Origin of the sequence: Synechocystis sp. FACHB-383 (assembly GCF_014698605.1) — a bacterium.
GTDB lineage: Bacteria > Cyanobacteriota > Cyanobacteriia > Cyanobacteriales > Microcystaceae > Synechocystis > Synechocystis salina.
Genome location: NZ_JACJTJ010000008.1, coordinates 40531 through 57607, shown reverse-complemented (window position 1 = coordinate 57607; position 17077 = coordinate 40531). Strand labels below are relative to the sequence as shown.

The window sequence follows — 17077 nt, the reverse complement described above, 5'->3', positions numbered from 1 at the left end:
TAAATCAAGATCGTAAGTCATGACTGATTTATTTATGGATTCTTGTGTTATTCTTCCAACATGTTACCATACAACTCCAGCAAAACGTCTCAAAACTAAATAAATCAGCTATATCACTTAACATTCCCACCATTAGATATTTAAAAGCTTCATATGCTCTTACTTCTGGAAATATTTCTTTGTACAGTTCACTGTACGTGTCCACACACTGTACTGTCTTTTTCGCTTCTCTTGCCTTCGTCATACTCCCTCTGGGCTTTCCAGCCTTTTTTCTCCATTCTAATTCACCCACTCTGACGGAAGAGGGATAATTTACCTAATCATTCCTAAAAAAGCAGAGGGGAAATTAGATTAGACGCAAGGAATGGAGTTCTATTTTTGCTTTCTCAATAACCAAAATCCGGTGGTGGTGACCCCAGAATCATCGGGCTGGAGCCATAAAAAATGTAAGCCTTTGGCCTTTTGTTGCCGCTGATTAAATACCCCCGCCGCTGTGGCCATTTCCCCGTCTTTAAAGGTGACCATCACCCATCGATCGCCGTTTTGGGTATGAAGTACCAGTCCTCCTGATTGTTGGGGGTCTTCGGCAATATAGAGCAGACTTGTTGGTTGTTGTTCTGCTAGCCATTGACCAATCTGACGACATTGACGGCCACCATAAATAACCACGCCAGGTATGGGCAAATCCGCTGCTAAACCTAGCTGGAGGGGGGACAAATGCTCCGGCATGGCTTGATAACGCATCGGGCGATCGCCAAAATAGGGCCAGATATCCTGGGCCGGCAGAGCGACAAATTGCCAACTTTCCCCCAGTAGATGATCGGGCAAGGGTTGGGGAGGAGAGGGCTGGGAATTAACCATGGTTGAGAAGTGAAAATTACAGTCGAACAAAATTTTTAGTTAACAATTAGGCGCTACGGGAAAGATGGGATTCCAGCAACGCCACAATGGGCCAATGACGATTTAATCGTGCTAAATCGAGGGCTGTTTGCCCACCTTGGTTTTTGAGGTTAACCTCCAAAGCGGGGAAATTAGCCAGTAGGGTTTGCGCCGCCTCCCCATGGCCCCGATGGCAAGCCCACATCAGTGCAGTGGAGCCGCTGGGATCAGCACAGTTAACTTGGACAGCATAATTAGCAATGGCGATAATCACAGCACTCAGATTTTCCATGGCCGCCAACATTAAAGGGGTTTTTCCCTCCCATAGGGTTTGATCGAGGTCAACCCCCGCCTCCCCCAGGGCGTTAACCATGGCCGCTTGGGTCTGGGCATCCCCATGGGTGGCAGTTAGTGCAGTTAGGAGGGGCGGTTCTCCATTACTGGCAAAATTACCATCGGCCCCGGCATTGAGCAGTTGACCCACAATCTCCAAATGTCCCTGGGCGATCGCCAAATGTAGGGCCGTATCCCCCGCTTGATTAACCGCATTCACCATATTCCTGGGGCCATTTTTTAATAGAACCGCCACCATGGGTTCATAACCTTCCAAACAGGCAAGGTGTAAAGCTGTATCCCCGGCTTCTCCAGCTTGGGCAAAGGGATAGCCAGCCTCAATCAATGCTTGGACGGCAAAAGTGTTGCCTTCCTCCACCGCTGTGAACCAACCATTTTGATCCCAGGGGGCACCGGCTTGCAGTAAACAGTCAACGATGGCTTGGTCACCTATATTGATGGCCAGGGTCAGGGGTAAATTGCCATCCCCATCCCTCAGATCCAGCCTAGCTTGGTGCCCTAGCAGCTTCTGTACCATGGCCAGATTTTGCTGTTTTATGGCCCATTCCAGAGCCGTTGTGCCCTGTTGATCTTGGGTCTGTGCCTTGCTTCCTCCCCTTAATAAAGTTTCCACCAAAGGCAAATTATTGCGATAGGCCGCCATTATCAACGCCGTGGTACCGTCATCGTTGCCCCGATTCACCTCGGCGCCAAATTCGATTAACATTGCGGCGATCGCCTGTTGAGCCAGATTTTTTTCAGCGTCATTGGGGTGGTACTGTAGCCCCGCCAACAACATTAGGGGGGTAATGCCATGGGGCGGCCGGGAGCGGTTGGGGTCAGCCCCCGCTTGGAGTAGTTGTTTGACGGTGATCATTTCCAGGGCCGCTACGCCATACATCAAAGCTGTCAGTCCCCTGGCATCCCTTTGATTAACCTGGTCTGGGGTGGCAGTAAATAAGTGTTTTTGCACCAATTGCCATTGACCCTGTTTAGCCGCTACCACAATGGGATTGACCATGGTTTGATTGCTGATTTTTGAGTAAAAATGCTTTGACTTTTGCCCGTTTGGATTGCCCATTTCCCAAAATATCATTGTTATTCGGGGCCTGGGCATTCCCCCGTCGGGGATTTTTGCCAACAACCTAGGGTGATGGTAGCGGGGGGATTTGTAACAAAAAGCAACATGGCCAGCAAATCTCGATAAAAGTTACCCTCCATTGGTTGGGAACTGCTTTAAACTAGGCTTAAGCCCCAATTTATGGCGATGGCCCCCACCACAAGAGGTAACTACGAGCATGGGCAAACCCACTGGTTTTCTGGAATATACCCGCGAAATTCCCCAAGAGTTAAGCCCTGGCGATCGCCTGAGGAATTGGGACGAATTCCACCTAACCATGCCCGACGAACAGGTGGAAACCCAAGGGGCCCGTTGCATGGATTGCGGCACGCCCTTTTGCCACACCGGTAATTTGATCAGTGGCATGGCCAGTGGTTGCCCGATCAATAACCTCATCCCGGAATTCAACGACCTAGTCTATCGGGGCCTGTGGCGGGAAGCCCTAGACCGTCTCCATAAAACCAATAATTTTCCCGAATTCACTGGTCGGGTTTGTCCCGCTCCCTGTGAAGGCTCCTGTGTGTTGGGCATCAACAATCCCCCGGTGACCATCAAAAACATTGAATATTCCATCATCGAAAAGGGTTGGCAGGAAGGTTGGGTGACCCCGGAACCACCCGCAAAACGTACTGGGAAAAAAGTAGCGGTGGTGGGGTCTGGCCCCGCTGGTTTGGCCGCCGCTGCCCAACTGAATAAAGCGGGCCATTGGGTGACGGTTTACGAACGGGAAGACCGCCCCGGTGGTTTGCTCATGTACGGCATTCCCAATATGAAGTTGGACAAAGAAGAGGTGGTGCTCCGCCGGTTGAACGTGCTGGAAGCGGAAGGAGTCACCTTTGTTTGCAATACCGAAATTGGCAAGGATTTACCCCCAGAAACCCTACTCAAAGACTACGATGCGGTGGTGCTTTGTACCGGTGCCACTAAGCCCAGGGATTTGGCGATCGCCGGTCGGGAATTGGAAGGTATTCACTTTGCCATGGAATTTTTGACCGCCAACACTAAGGCAATTTTAAATAAGGCTGCCGGTCCGGACTTTATTAGTGCCAAAGACAAGGACGTGGTGATCATCGGTGGGGGAGATACTGGTACTGACTGCGTGGGGACTTCCCTCCGCCACGGTTGCAGAAGCTTAGTGCAACTGGAAATTATGCCCAAACCCCCCGAGGAACGGGCCGCCAATAATCCCTGGCCAGAATGGCCCAAAGTGTACAAAATGGACTACGGCCAGGAAGAAGCCGCCGCCGTCTATGGGCACGATCCCCGCAGTTATCTCACCACCGCCACCAAAATTGAAGGGGACGACCAAGGGCGGGTTAAGGCCGTGCACACGGTGGATGTCTGTTGGGAAAAGGATGATCAGGGACGCTTTATTCCCCAGCAAGTGGCCGGCACAGAACAGGTCAGACCGGCCCAGTTGGTACTGCTGGCCATGGGATTCCTCGGGCCAGAAAGTCAACTATTAGATGCGATGAAATTGGCTAAAGATGGCCGGGGCAATGTCAAAGCTGAATATGGCCAGTATGAAACTAGTATTCCTGGTGTCTTTGCCGCTGGGGACTGTCGCCGGGGTCAAAGTTTAGTGGTCTGGGCCTTCAATGAAGGTCGAGGGGCGGCTAAAGCCTGTGATCTTTACCTCATGGGGGAAACGGATCTCCCCTAGGTGCCCATAGCCATCGGTTAATTGATCATATAAGTGAGCGTCGGCAGCGGCGATCGCCCCCTGATTTTTTTTGATTAGCAATGCTGAACAGTCGAATTAAAAATTATCATAATCACTTATATTGTCAAAGGGCCCAAGGTTTCCTATGCTTTTCATAGGGTAAATAATCAAATTTCCGTAAATTTTTTATTTATCCTCCTAAATTCGACCTCAACAGCAGGAAAGTCTGTCAGGAGCCGATACTTTTTGTGTCGGGGGTTTGTCTTGGGTTCCTAAGATCTGCTCTGAAATTCTCTTGATTTTTCCGTTCACCAAAGCTGTTACTGTGGACTGTTAGGCAATCAATCGGGTTCTGAGTTTTGCTCCCTTGGTGGGAATGGCCAGATCCGGCTCTGCCTCTGACCACAGTCGAACTCGCCTGCTAACTTTTACCCGCCCTTTCACGATTCTAGGAGACTATCCCCCATGTCCATTGCAGTTGGAATGATCGAAACCCGTGGCTTCCCCGCTGTTGTAGAAGCGGCCGACTCCATGGTTAAAGCCGCTCGGGTTACCCTGGTGGGCTACGAAAAAATCGGTAGCGGTCGGGTTACCGTCATTGTGCGGGGGGATGTGTCCGAAGTACAAGCTTCTGTTTCCGCTGGTATTGAAGCCGCTAACCGAGTCAACGGTGGCGAAGTGCTTTCCACCCATATCATCGCCCGTCCCCACGAAAACCTGGAATACGTCCTTCCCATTCGCTACACCGAAGAAGTTGAACAATTTCGGACATATTAATTCCCCTTTGCTTGGCGATCGGTAGTCAACTACACAGAATAGCCAGCACTGCCGAGCCGGGGCCATGGGCGCTGAGCAGCGTAATTTTGATTTTTTGATTTGATATTCCCTGGGAGTAACTTAAACCTATGTCAATTGCAGTTGGAATGATTGAAACCCTCGGGTTTCCCGCCGTTGTGGAAGCCGCCGACTCCATGGTGAAAGCCGCCCGGGTTACCCTGGTGGGCTACGAAAAAATTGGTAGCGGTCGGGTTACCGTGATTGTGCGGGGTGACGTGTCTGAAGTGCAGGCCTCGGTTACCGCTGGCATCGAGAACATCCGTCGGGTGAACGGTGGTGAGGTTTTGTCTAACCACATTATTGCCCGTCCCCACGAAAACCTAGAGTATGTTCTTCCCATTCGCTACACCGAAGCAGTGGAACAGTTCCGGGAAATCGTTAACCCTTCCATTATCCGCCGTTAGTTTTCCCTGTAAATTTTGAGCCCAATTAAGCCATGCAACTTGCCAAAGTTTTGGGGACCGTGGTCAGTACATCGAAGACACCAAACTTGACCGGCGTCAAGCTGCTTCTGGTTCAGTTCCTCGACACCAAAGGCCAACCCCTAGAACGCTATGAGGTGGCCGGCGATGTGGTGGGGGCAGGCTTGAATGAATGGGTGCTGGTGGCCCGGGGTAGTGCCGCCCGTAAGGAACGGGGTAATGGCGATCGCCCCTTGGATGCCATGGTGGTGGGCATTATCGACACGGTTAATGTGGCTAGTGGCTCCCTCTATAACAAGAGGGATGATGGGAGATAGTGCTCCCCCCTTTTTCCCATCCTTCCTATCCACTGGGGGAATAGGGTTTTGCTTGGGACGTATTTGAACCCGATGCAGTGCTGGCAAAGCCCCTGGGCTGGTTGTTCGCTGTATCTAGGAGGAACTATTGCATGGGATCTCGCACCGCCTTGGCCTCCAGGCCTTGGTCCAAACATTTAGCAGACCCCCAAATTGACCCGACGGCCTACGTGCATTCGTTTGCCAATGTGGTGGGGGATGTGCGCATTCAACCTGGGGTCAGTGTTGCCCCTGGTAGCTCCATCCGAGCCGACGAGGGCACCCCCTTTTGGATTGGCAATAATGCTTTAATTCAGCACGGAGTGGTAATCCACGGCCTAGAAACTGGTCGGGTGCTGGGGGACGATGACCAGGAATATTCTGTTTGGATTGGGCCGGGCACCTGTGTGGCCCATTTGGCTTTGATTCACGGCCCAGCTTACCTAGGGGCTAATTGCTTCATTGGTTTCCGTTCCACTGTGCTCAATGCACGGGTGGGGGATGGGGCGGTGGTGATGATGCATTCCCTTGTCCAGAATGTGGAAATCCCCCCCAACAAGTTGGTGCCCTCCGGTGCCATGATTACCCAGCAACACCAAGCAGATAGTTTGCCGGATGTGCAAGCTGGCGATCGCCATTTTGTCCAGCAGATTGCGGCCATGCAAGGGGAAAGTTCTTCCCCAACCCAGGGGAATAGTCCCGCCGTCTGTGTTTTGCCGGAGTCCCTCCCCGCTGTTACCCCCGTTACCGAAACTCCCTATATAAATTCCATAGACAACATGAGTATTAATTCTGACATTACCAACCAGATCCGCTCCCTCCTGGCCCAGGGCTATGGTATTGGGGCAGAGCACGCCAACGAACGACGTTTCAAAACCAAATCTTGGCAGAGCTGTGGCACCGCCGATGGTTTCCGCCCCGACCAGGTCATTGCCACGGTGGAAGGTTGGCTCCAGGAGTTTGCGGGGGAATATGTGCGCCTAATTGGCATTGACCAGGGGGCCAAGCGCAGGGTGGTGGAAGTGATTATCCAACGCCCCGGCGATGTACCCGGTTCCCCCAGTCGGGGCACCACTACGACCAAGGCCTTGAGCAGTGGCAGTGCCAGCCGGAGTAGCGCGGCCCAGGGAGGAAGTTTAGCTGGGGACAGTGCTAATCAGATGCGCGCTCTGTTGCACCAGGGTTGCAAAATTGGTTTGGAATATGCCAGCGCCCGTCGCTTCAAAACCGGCTCTTGGTTGACCGGGGGGACTATTAGCAGTCATCGGGAAGGGGAAGCTCTGCAGGAATTAAATCGTTTCATTGCTGACCACACCAATGAATATGTACGCATTATCGGCATTGATCCGGCGGGTAAACGGCGACTGGCAGAAATTGTTGTACACCGTCCCAATGGCAATGGTGTCAGCAAGTCCAGCAGTGCTAGCAGCGCCGGCACCTACAAATCGGCTCCAGTAAGTGCCCCCGGTAATAGCAGCGGTGGTGGTTTAACCCCAGAGGTAGTAGCAACGGTGCGGGGGTTACTGGCTAATGGTCACAGTATTGGCACCGAACACACGGATAAACGTCGCTTTAAAGCCAAATCCTGGGATACCTGTCCCACCATTGACGGGGGTCGGGAAGCTGAAGTTTTAGCCAAATTGGAAGCCTGCCTCGCTGACCATGCCGGGGAGTATGTGCGGATTATCGGCATTGACCGGGGAGCAAAACGACGGGTGTTGGAACAAATTATCCAACGTCCGGGGGATAACGTTACTTCCGGGCGATCGCCGTCTTCGGCTAGTGTTAGTGGCACTGGTAGTGCTTCCAGCAATGGCTTTGGCGGTAGCAACGGCAGCAGCTATGGTAACTCCGCTGTGCGTTTAGACAATAGTGTGGTCACCCAGGTGCGTTCCCTCCTGGCCCAAGGTTACAAAATTGGCACCGAACATACGGATAAACGCCGCTTTAAAGCGAAATCCTGGCAGAGTTGTGCCCCCATCACCAGTACCCACGAGTCGGAAGTGTTGCGGGCCCTAGAAGGTTGCTTGGCAGACCACAATGGCGAATATGTCCGCTTGTTGGGCATTGATCCGGCGGCTAAACGACGGGTGTTGGAAACCATTATTCAGCGTCCCTAGTAACCACTAGTCGACCAGCCCTCCGGATTTTGCCATGCAGTTACCGCCCGTTCACAGTGTTAGTCTTTCTGAATATTTTGTGAGTGGTAACGTGGTCATTCACGAAACAGCGGTGATTGCTCCGGGGGTTATTTTAGAAGCGGCTCCGGATTGTCAAATTACCATTGACGCCGGGGTCTGCATTGGTTTAGGCAGTGTAATTACCGCCCATGCCGGTGATGTCCAAATCCAAGCTCAGGCGGCGATCGCCCCTGGTTGTCTGCTCATTGGGCCAGTGACCATTGGACAAACAGCCTGCCTCGGTTCTCGGAGCACAGTTTTTCAACAGAACATTGATGCCCAGGCCCTGATTCCCCCTGGATCTTTACTAATTAATCGGGTTGTCAGTGCCCAGACGGTAACCGCCAGTGCTCCAACTAGTGACAGCGTTACCGAAGAAAATTCCGCTTCGATAGCAAACCCCATCGCCCCGATTCCTTCCCCCTGGGACAACGACCCCCCTGCCCCTAGGACGGATTCCCCCTCGGATAAACCCAAAGAATCCATGGCAAAGGAAACAATGCCAGATCCTGCCCAACCACAGGAACATGTTCCCCCCAATCAACCCCCTAGGGAATCGGTACCAACCGCTCCAACTGTGGTCACCACTACGCCGTTAGTCCCAGAAGAAATCAAGGAAAAGCCGCCCGTGGTGGGTCAGGTTTATATTAATCAATTGCTCTTAACTTTGTTTCCTGAACGACGATATTCTGGTTCCTAAATTGACGAGCATCAAACCATTGCACCATTACATAAAGTCTTTACCCCACATGAGGCGTTAGGGGAGCCATATCACCAATAATGGGAGTTAAGAACTAATAATGGGAGTTAAGAACTGGCTAAACCGATTATTAAGTGAGGTAATGCCGACAAAAGCAGAGTTTATTGAAGTAGTGTCTGATTTTTGAGATAAGGTATTTACCATGGGGGAGATAGTCTTGAAAAATTAGCGTCTCCCTGGAAATCTCCCCTCCTTGCCTGTAGTCACGGTTTTTGTCCCGGCGCAGCTTGATTGTTGTCTTATGGGCAAAGTGGGGCTTTTTCTGGAAAAAACTGGTTGTCATTTGTCCCAGTTACCTCAGTCCATTGCGTCTCGCCTAAATTATGCTGATTTGTCCCCAGTGCTCCGCCGAAAATCCTAACCGTGACAGTGTTTGCCAAAAGTGTGGCGCGTCCCTGAAGGAACGTCCCTGTAATCAGTGTGGAGAAATGGTGCAGTACGGAGAGGCCCATTGTCCCCATTGTGGGGCGATCGCCGGTCAGATATTAAAGGTGTTGGTGACAGTGCCAGTGGCGGTGGGCCCGGACGGGGAACCGGAGCAAAGTTTTGATCCCCAAAAGATCAAGCTTTATGAAAATTTTATTGATGTGGGTCAACGTTACCAATTACTCACCCCCGTGGAAGAAAATCCCTTTACCATTGATGAGTTTGGGGGAGGGGAACAAATTATGCTCAAAAGTAGGGTGGTGGATTGCCAGCCCCTACAACCATCCGTACTGAAAGCATTATTATCCCAACAGGGAGATCTGTTAGCTCGATTACCCCAAATGTCCGACGGGGAAATTATGGCCGATGACACCTGGTCGAGCTTGAATTTACCCAAGGCGATTATTCCTTATTTTCGCTTTCCGGAATTGGTGCCCAAAATCCCCGAAGCCTACGATGCCTGGTGTGACGGAGATTATGGTTTTGTGTTAATGGAAGACCGTTCTGAATGGGATGTGTTGGCAGACATCCTGCGGGACGAAGGGGACTCCCTGCCTGGGCTGGAAATGGTTTTCTGGATTAATCAACTCTTCCAACTCTGGCATCAACTTGCCTCAGCCGGCTGGGGGAAAGGACTGTTGATGGCGCAAAATCTGCGGGTGGACGAAGACCAAAACATCGCCCTAGAGCAGATTTATGCCAATGGCAGCTCTCCGGTTTCCCTAGAGGAATTTGGCGATCTATTACATGGTTATTTTAGTCCGGTCCCCTCGGCGGGAGAAGAATTGTTGGCCATATTACAAAAGGCGGCCCAGGGTGAGTACCAAGACATGGACGATTTATTTACGGACATCGAAGATTTGGTGATTATGGTGGAGGAAGAAGGGGAAGATTTCACCATCCATGAAGTGGATTTCGAGCAGATTCCAGATGAGGTTTTTGCGGCGATCGAAAGTGGGGAAAGCGCTCTGCAAAGGGATGAAATTCCCTCCAGTACTAACCCAGTGACCATGCCCGATGCCAATGTGTTTGACTCGGAAGAGGTAGACGATGTCCCCACGGCGGTATTGCCTATGCAGTTAATTAGCCTGGTGGATGCGGGCTACACTGACCGGGGTGGGCACCGGCAGCACAATGAAGATTTTTTTGGCATCACCACAGATGTGGAAACCCATCGCAACAACCATGGCAAGACCATCAAAGCCCAAGGAATTTATGTAGTCTGTGATGGTATGGGAGGCCATGCCGCCGGGGAAGTGGCCAGTCAAATGGGAGTCAAAACCCTGTTGGAATATTTTCAAATTGTCATGGCCAATAAGTTGCCTGATAAAAAAACCATTGCTGAAGGCATTGGCCTGGCCAACCAAAAAATTTACGAAGTTAATCAAAGTAATGCCAGCTCTGGCAGTGGCCGCATGGGCACCACTCTGGTAATGACGCTGGTCAAGGACACCACCATGGCGATCGCCCACGTGGGGGACAGTCGTATTTACCGAGTCACCCGCAAAAACGGTTTAGAACAGTTGACGGTGGATCACGAAGTGGGCCAACAGGCCATCCTCAACGGACTAGAGCCGGATTTGGCCTATGCCCGCCCCGATGCCTATCAGTTGACCCAGGCCTTAGGTCCCCACAGTAGTAGCTATATCAAACCAGATGTACAAATCTTTGAAATTGAAGAAGATTGCCTGATTCTGCTCTGTTCTGATGGCATTTCCGACAATGATTTTGTCGAGGAGCATTGGCAAGAATTACTCCTGCCCTATGTTAGCTCCAGTCAAGACGTGGACCGGGGACTGAGAAAATTAATGGAGGCGGCAAATGAATACAATGGCCACGATAATTTGACCGGCGTATTGGTGCGGCTTAAGGTTCGTCCGCAAATTCCTTTGGATGTATGGTAGTTTCAGTGGTTTCTGGTTGACGTTTGGCCAAGACAAATGCATCGATCGCCTTGCTGAGGATACAGGTATAGGTGAGGGCTTCTTCTAGCCGTTGGAAAGAGGGAATGACTAGACTGTGGGTGGCGGTTAAGACCAAAATTTCTGGCTTTTCCTGCCCCACCGTTAATACGGCTTCCACCGCGTCGGTGGGGACTTTTCCCAGGGGTTGATTGTCCAAATTTGCCCGTACAAAATGTTGGTCCACAGCACAGTACTTAACCCGACTAAGGCGCCAGCCCCGATAAATCATAATGGCGATCGCCAGCAGTAGGGGCAGACCAATGCGCCAATCTTGCCAGGGCATCATTAAACCAAAATTAGTTGGTATCTCAACGTAAACCATCTCCCCCGCAAAAGCCCGCCGAAAACCATCCAAAATAGCGCCCAATTGCACCATAAATCCCATCATTAACATCACAAATAACAGGAAACCCGATTCCCGAAAAATTTGTTGAATTAATAGCCAAGAATCCCCCCAACGCCAACGGGAAAAAATCTGCCATTTACGTTCTGTCCTTTTTATCCCCACCCCTTGTCCTTGTTGCAATAGTCGTGCTTCCTCCTGGGTTGTAATGGGATTCAAAGCATAGGCTCCTGGTCCATGGCTAGCTTCAAAGCCCACTGGCACCGGTTCCCCCAGCAATTCTTGGATCGTGGCGATCGCCTCTAGCACCCGGTCAAGGTTTTGATCTTCTTCAAAAATCCAATCAGAACCATCGTACAGAAGCAGTTGCCCCTGCCACACCGTCGCCAACTTATCCTGAAAGGCTCCCCCCCTAATTTCCCGCCGCCGCACACCGATGGCCCGCACTTGCCCTGGATTAAATTCCATAGAAAGGGGAGGGCGTTGGGGTAATTGCAGTTGCCAACTTAAATTTCCAGCCCTATTGAGACGGAGGTAAACCCGACGAATGTAATGTCCCCTCTGAAAATTTTTGTGGCTGATAGAGTTGTCAATAAACCAAAAGATAAAAAATAAGGTAAATAACCATTGACTAGCAGTACGAAAGCTAAACGTTAGCCAAGCAAGAAGCAAAAAAATCAAAAAAAGGATGAGATTAAAAGCTTCGTTGTTTTGTACTTCCCCCGCCCACAACTCCTGCCACATTATTTTCAACAAACTGGTGTAGAGGGATTGGAAAATTTTCTTGAGCTGGACCAAAGGGGTAATGGCCAGGGCATAGGGACTGGGGGAAGGATAAAGAATGGTGCCCGTATACACCGGCTGGGGTTCGGCAATATTTTCGTTATCTGCCATGGGGAACCTCAGTGGAAAAAATAGCGCTATCGGATTATATTAAGTGGCCCCCAAGGGTTAGTCAGGGAAGCCACCCTGGGACCAATAAAGTCCCTGCTGTTGCTAGTTGGCCAGGTCAGTCAGGTTAAACATAAAGGGAATGGCTGCCCCTTTGCCTTCTCCCCCCATCACCAAAACCTTGGGCATGGGAGCACCTCCTTCCCGCCAAGCTTCGATCGCCTCTTTTTGTAGGACCAATTCCCCCCCCTGGGCTTTTAAAGTTTCCGCCAGTAACCGTTGGGCTTCCGCCTTCCCCTTGGCTCGGTTGATGTCCGCCTGGGCCTGTTGTTCCGCTTCCTGAGCCACATACACTGCCCTTTGGGCTCGTTGTTCGGCGATTTGTTTTTCCTCCACTGCCTTGGCAAATTCTGGGGAGAAGGCCAAGTCCACTACGCTCGTATCCAGGACAATAATGCCGTATTTCTCCAGGCGGGAATTGAGGGCGTTGTCAAAGTCTTCTTTCAACTCACTGCGTTTGGTAATAGCTTCTTCCACTGTGCGCCGGGCAGCGGCAATTTTAAAAGATTCCTGGGTTTGGGGAGCGATGATTTTGGCCACAATATTTTGTAGCGTGCCCTGGGTACGGCGAATGGTGACCACTTCGGTGGGATCAAGACGGAAGTTAATGGCAAAGCTAGCAGACAAATCCTGTAAGTCCTTAGTGGAGCTTTGGGCCGGCACTTCAAATTTTTGCACCGTCACATCGTAAATATCCACCGAGGATACTAGGGGGGGCTTGAAATGAATACCTTCTAGTAAGGCTCCGTCTTGGGCCTTACCCAACACACTCAACACACCGGCCTGACCAGGGTTAATCACCACAAAGGAGTTGAAACTCAGCAGGACTAACAAGGCGGCAATCAGCCCCCCCACAATGGACTGCCAGCCGTCAAAGGATGGTTGTTTGCTCATAATTCTTGTCTGCCTGTCGTTGTACTTGGGGGAGATCCCTGCCCAAAGTATGGCAGAAAACCCTTCCCTTCCCAATGCCTCGACTTGCGGTAACCCGATCTGAGCTACAGTGGAACTTTGAGGCGAGTTGTTGCTGACGGTGAGATCACACCCCGACTTTTAGCCAACTTTGCGGTTCCCCAGGGGCCAAAATTAAGTTTTAGATATCAACTTTTAAGTTTTCCCATGGCTTCCCAATTACGTGTTTATGTGCCGGAGCATCCCTTAATTAAGCATTGGTTGGGGGTGGCTAGGGATGAAAACACGCCGCCGGTTTTGTTTAAAACGGCCATGGTGGAATTGGGGCGTTGGTTGACCTATGAAGCTGGTCGTTATTGGTTACCAACGGTGGATACGGAAGTAACAACTCCCCTGGCGATCGCCAAGGCTAGCCTGATTGACCCCCAAATACCCTTTGTAATTGTGCCGATTCTACGGGCGGGTTTGGGATTATTAGAAGGGGCTCAAGGTTTATTGCCCCTGGCAAAGATTTACCATCTGGGTTTGGTGCGCAATGAAATTACCCTGGAGCCCAGCCTTTATCTCAACAAGTTACCGGAGCAATTTGCCCCCGGCACCCATCTTTTATTACTTGATCCCATGTTGGCTACGGGCAACACCATCATGGCCGCCCTGGATTTACTCATGGCCAGAGGTATTGATGCCAATTTAATCCGTTTAGTCTCCGTGGTGGCGGCCCCCAGTGCCCTCCAGAAATTGAGTAATGCCCACCCCCATTTGACCATCTACACCGCCATGATCGACGAACAGCTCAATGACCGGGGTTACATTGTGCCCGGCCTAGGGGATGCCGGCGATCGTTGCTTTGGTACTTGATGACGCCGTTAAACTAGTAATCAAATAATTACAAATTTCACCCCCCAAAGTTAAAAACAGGAGTAAAATCATGGCCCAAAAAGATAACTTCGCCGGAGGATTTTTATTAGGCACAGTCATTGGTGGTGTGGTAGGGGGAATTTTAGGTTCCGTCCTGGCCAATCGAGCTGCCACCCAAAGCCCCGACCAGGAGAAATTGGACACTGAGGGGGGAGGAAATCTCGATAGCGAGGAAAATATTGAGTTGGCCCGCCGTCGCCTGGAAGACAAAATTGCCCAACTTAATTTGGTTATTGACGATGTCCGTGACCAGTTAGGCCACGTCAACGAACTAAACAATATTAAGGAAGTGCAAGAAGAACATCGCTAATCAATCCCAGCCGAAGGCTTTTCCTCACAATTCCTTTGGTCTAGTTGAAGTTACCGCCATCATTGCTAGGGAACCAGAGGAAGTGACAGTCCAATGACATTCAAAATTAAATTTTGGGGAGTACGGGGTAGCATCCCCTGTCCAGGGCCAACAACACTGCGCTATGGGGGCAACACCACCTGTGTGGAAATGGCGATCGGACAGGAACGACTGATTTTTGACGCGGGTACGGGCATCAAGATGTTAGGGGATAGTCTATCGGGCAAGGGGGCAGTCTCGGCCCATATTTTCTTTACCCATAGTCACTGGGACCATATCCAAGGATTTCCTTTTTTTGCCCCCGCTTTCCGTCCTGGCAATTTTTTTCGAGTTTATGGCGTGCCCACCCCCGATGGCATGACCATTGAACAACGACTCCATGAGCAGATGTTACACCCCAATTTTCCTGTGCCGTTGCAAACGATGCAGGGCATTGTGGCCTTTTATGATTTGGAGGTGGGGGAAGACGTTGTCATTGATGATATTAAGTTACAGACCAGGCCATTGAATCATCCCGGGGAAGCCATGGGTTATCGGATGACTTGGCAAGGCATTACGGTGGCCTTTATCACGGATACAGAACATTTCCCCGATCGCCTGGATGGGAATGTGTTGGCTTTAGCCCAGGGTGCGGATGTGTTGATTATTGACGCAACCTATACCGACGAAGAATATTACGATCGCCAGGTGAGCAAGGTGGGTTGGGGCCATTCCACCTGGCAAGAGGCGGTGAAGGTAGCCCAGGCCGCTGGGGTAAGGCAGTTAATTCTTTTCCACCACGACCCCGGTCATGATGATTCCATGTTAGACGGCATATTAAATCAGGCTAAACAACAATTTCCTGCCACGGCGATCGCCAAAGAAGGCATGGAAATCAGCCTAACCCCTGGAACAATGGACAGTTCCTTGGCAACCATTACCATAGTGGAGTGAAGTCAGTCTATCTTCAATGGATTCGGCTCCTGAAATCACTATTCAAGCTTTGCCGGCCGGAGGTAGCGGTACTTTTCATCTCCCCCATTCGCCACCAGCCTTGAGATCTAGTCCAGTTTTGAACCTTTTTACCCTGTCCCCATTGGCCAATAATTTTTCCCTACAGAAATTACTCCAACATCGACTCCGCTGGGCTGTGGTTGTGATTGTCTTTTTGCCCCTGGTATTCGTTGGTTGCACCACCAGGAGACCCACCACCGTTACCCTGTCCAGTGGCAGTAACCTCAGTGCCTATGCCCGCATTGGTCAACAAATTCAGGAATCAGCGGCCACCGTGGATTTAGTGGTGGAAGATGAAAAAAATTCCCAGGGTTCCCAACAAAATCTACAGCGGCTATTGGATGGGGAAGTGGATTTTGCCCTAGTGCAATTGGATGTGGCCAGCGAAGCCATGAAAGCGGGGGATGTGGCCGCCGTGGCCATTTTGACTGAAGAATATGCCCACATTGTTGGCCGCAAAAATGACAATGTGAATACCTTGAGGGACCTAGAAGGCAAAAAAGTTAGCATTGGGCCCCCCGGCAGTGGCATCAACTTCACCGCCACCCGCTTATTTGACTCCACCAGTTTGACCATTCAACCCTATACCCAATCAGCTCTAGGCCTGGGCTTGCAAAGTTTTACTGCCCCCGACAGTCCTTTGGATGCGCTGGTGTATGTGGGACCCCTCAAGGCCAGCGATGAAGTGCGGGAACAATTGACCATTGTTAGAGATGTTAATTTTGTGCCCCTGAGCGAAAGCTTTATTAATTACCTGACTTTGCAGTTTCCCGAGTCCTATCGCAAAGCCTATATTCCCCAAGGGACGTACCGCGCTTTGCCTCCCTTTCCCTCGGAAGATGTACTCACCATTTCCACCGGGGGGGCGTTGCTGACCAGGCCCAATGTGGGTCGGGAAAAGGTAGCCCTGATGACCTGGGCGATTTTTGCCAATTCCCGTCAATTTGCTTCTTTTTACCCCAAATTAGCAGCGGAAAATGGCTCGGTTAATCTTTATGAAGGTCTGCTGTACATTCATCCTGCGGCCATCCGCACCTATCGGGAGGGAGACCCCCGCATTGCTTGGCTACGTTATCTCCAGGACAACAAACCCCTGCAGGCCGCTTCCATTATGTTGTTGAGCACCACCACCATTGGTTTTTTAATTAGGGGTTGGCGCAAGCGTAAAACGGAAAAGTTCCTAGTGGGCCATCGTCAGGCGATCGCCGATTTGGGCACAACCGCTGGAGAAAACCCCCAGGAAGCGTTAAGGGAAATTGAAAGTTTAAAACAGAGCTATCGTTTGATGTTGATTGAGGGCAATTTGGCACCGGATTTGTATCAACAAATTGAAGGAATGAATGAAGTTTTCATCGAACAATGTCGCATGGAAATTAACCGTCAGCAGGATAAGGATTTAACCAAAATCATCGGCGGTTTAACTGAGGTGCAACAATGGCAGGGCCATAATACGCCTTGGATGACGGAACATCTACGGCAATGTCAGGAAATTTACCGAGAAATGCTCCTCAAAGGACATTTGGATTTTCCCACCTATCTCAATCTGTACCAAATGCAACTGCTGTTGGATATTCTCACCAGTCGCCCCCAGCCCACCATGGAAAGGGTTTAATCCGTTGCTGGTTTCTGGATATGAACCTACGACTTCAGCTTAAGCGGGTCGGAGTAGTTCACTCTGCCGTTTGAATTAAC

The 17077-nt window shown here is 50.8% G+C and carries 16 protein-coding genes; 11 read left to right on the top strand and 5 right to left on the bottom strand.

Annotated features, from left to right (window positions below; translation table 11 throughout):
- Positions 1 to 372 precede the first annotated feature (372 nt).
- From H6G45_RS00445 to H6G45_RS19740, 3 genes are all read right to left on the bottom strand, one after another.
- Positions 373 to 861: a Tab2 family RNA-binding protein gene (locus tag H6G45_RS00445; protein ID WP_242017981.1), complete on the bottom strand. Its 489-nt coding sequence runs from the start codon at positions 859 to 861 to the stop codon at positions 373 to 375.
- Between the two features lie 46 nt (positions 862 to 907).
- Positions 908 to 2233 carry an ankyrin repeat domain-containing protein gene (locus H6G45_RS00440; RefSeq protein WP_190595537.1) on the bottom strand — a complete coding sequence of 442 codons (1326 nt, stop codon included), beginning with the start codon at positions 2231 to 2233 and terminating at the stop codon, positions 908 to 910.
- Between the two features lie 77 nt (positions 2234 to 2310).
- Positions 2311 to 2433: a hypothetical protein gene (locus H6G45_RS19740; RefSeq protein ID WP_277922694.1), complete on the bottom strand. Its 123-nt coding sequence runs from the start codon at positions 2431 to 2433 to the stop codon at positions 2311 to 2313.
- 77 nt (positions 2434 to 2510) lie between these two features.
- On the opposite strand from H6G45_RS19740, the gene gltD reads away from it, so the two are divergent.
- The 7 genes from gltD (at position 2511) to H6G45_RS00405 (ending at position 10859) form a co-directional block, all read left to right on the top strand.
- Positions 2511 to 3995: a glutamate synthase small subunit gene (gltD, locus tag H6G45_RS00435; RefSeq protein WP_190595536.1), complete on the top strand. Its 1485-nt coding sequence runs from the start codon at positions 2511 to 2513 to the stop codon at positions 3993 to 3995.
- 465 nt (positions 3996 to 4460) lie between these two features.
- Positions 4461 to 4772 carry a BMC domain-containing protein gene (locus H6G45_RS00430; protein ID WP_010871406.1) on the top strand — a complete coding sequence of 104 codons (312 nt, stop codon included), beginning with the start codon at positions 4461 to 4463 and terminating at the stop codon, positions 4770 to 4772.
- Between the two features lie 128 nt (positions 4773 to 4900).
- Complete coding sequence (locus H6G45_RS00425) at positions 4901 to 5236, top strand: BMC domain-containing protein (protein WP_010871405.1); 336 nt, start codon at positions 4901 to 4903, stop codon at positions 5234 to 5236.
- A gap of 32 nt (positions 5237 to 5268) precedes the next feature.
- Positions 5269 to 5571, top strand: a complete 303-nt coding sequence (locus H6G45_RS00420) for a EutN/CcmL family microcompartment protein (protein WP_010871404.1) — start codon at positions 5269 to 5271, stop codon at positions 5569 to 5571.
- Positions 5572 to 5702: 131 nt separating this feature from the next.
- Entirely contained in the window at positions 5703 to 7709 is a 2007-nt protein-coding gene (locus H6G45_RS00415; protein WP_190595534.1) for a ribulose bisphosphate carboxylase small subunit, read from the top strand.
- Between the two features lie 34 nt (positions 7710 to 7743).
- Positions 7744 to 8469, top strand: a complete 726-nt coding sequence (locus tag H6G45_RS00410) for a hypothetical protein (protein ID WP_190595532.1) — start codon at positions 7744 to 7746, stop codon at positions 8467 to 8469.
- 383 nt (positions 8470 to 8852) lie between these two features.
- A complete protein-coding gene (locus H6G45_RS00405) occupies positions 8853 to 10859 on the top strand; it encodes a serine/threonine phosphatase (protein ID WP_190595530.1) in 2007 nt (668 codons plus the stop codon).
- Here H6G45_RS00405 and H6G45_RS00400 read toward each other — a convergent pair.
- Together H6G45_RS00400 and H6G45_RS00395 are read right to left on the bottom strand one after the other, a co-directional pair.
- A complete protein-coding gene (locus tag H6G45_RS00400; protein WP_190595528.1) occupies positions 10822 to 12156 on the bottom strand; it encodes a hypothetical protein in 1335 nt (444 codons plus the stop codon). The genes H6G45_RS00405 and H6G45_RS00400 overlap by 38 nt on opposite strands.
- Before the next feature lie 102 nt (positions 12157 to 12258).
- Positions 12259 to 13107 (bottom strand): prohibitin family protein, encoded by an 849-nt coding sequence (locus tag H6G45_RS00395; RefSeq protein ID WP_190595526.1) that lies wholly within the window; start codon positions 13105 to 13107, stop codon positions 12259 to 12261.
- Positions 13108 to 13332: 225 nt separating this feature from the next.
- Here H6G45_RS00395 and upp point away from each other — a divergent pair, with 225 nt between their 5' ends.
- The 4 genes from upp (at position 13333) to H6G45_RS00375 (ending at position 16997) form a co-directional block, all read left to right on the top strand.
- Positions 13333 to 13983, top strand: coding sequence for a uracil phosphoribosyltransferase (gene upp / locus H6G45_RS00390; protein WP_190595524.1), 651 nt, complete (start codon positions 13333 to 13335; stop codon positions 13981 to 13983).
- A 70-nt stretch (positions 13984 to 14053) separates the two neighbouring features.
- Positions 14054 to 14353: a hypothetical protein gene (locus tag H6G45_RS00385; RefSeq protein WP_190595522.1), complete on the top strand. Its 300-nt coding sequence runs from the start codon at positions 14054 to 14056 to the stop codon at positions 14351 to 14353.
- 93 nt (positions 14354 to 14446) lie between these two features.
- Positions 14447 to 15325 (top strand): MBL fold metallo-hydrolase, encoded by an 879-nt coding sequence (locus H6G45_RS00380; RefSeq protein WP_190595520.1) that lies wholly within the window; start codon positions 14447 to 14449, stop codon positions 15323 to 15325.
- A 16-nt stretch (positions 15326 to 15341) separates the two neighbouring features.
- A complete protein-coding gene (locus tag H6G45_RS00375; protein WP_190595518.1) occupies positions 15342 to 16997 on the top strand; it encodes a TAXI family TRAP transporter solute-binding subunit in 1656 nt (551 codons plus the stop codon).
- Positions 16998 to 17077: the final 80 nt, after the last annotated feature.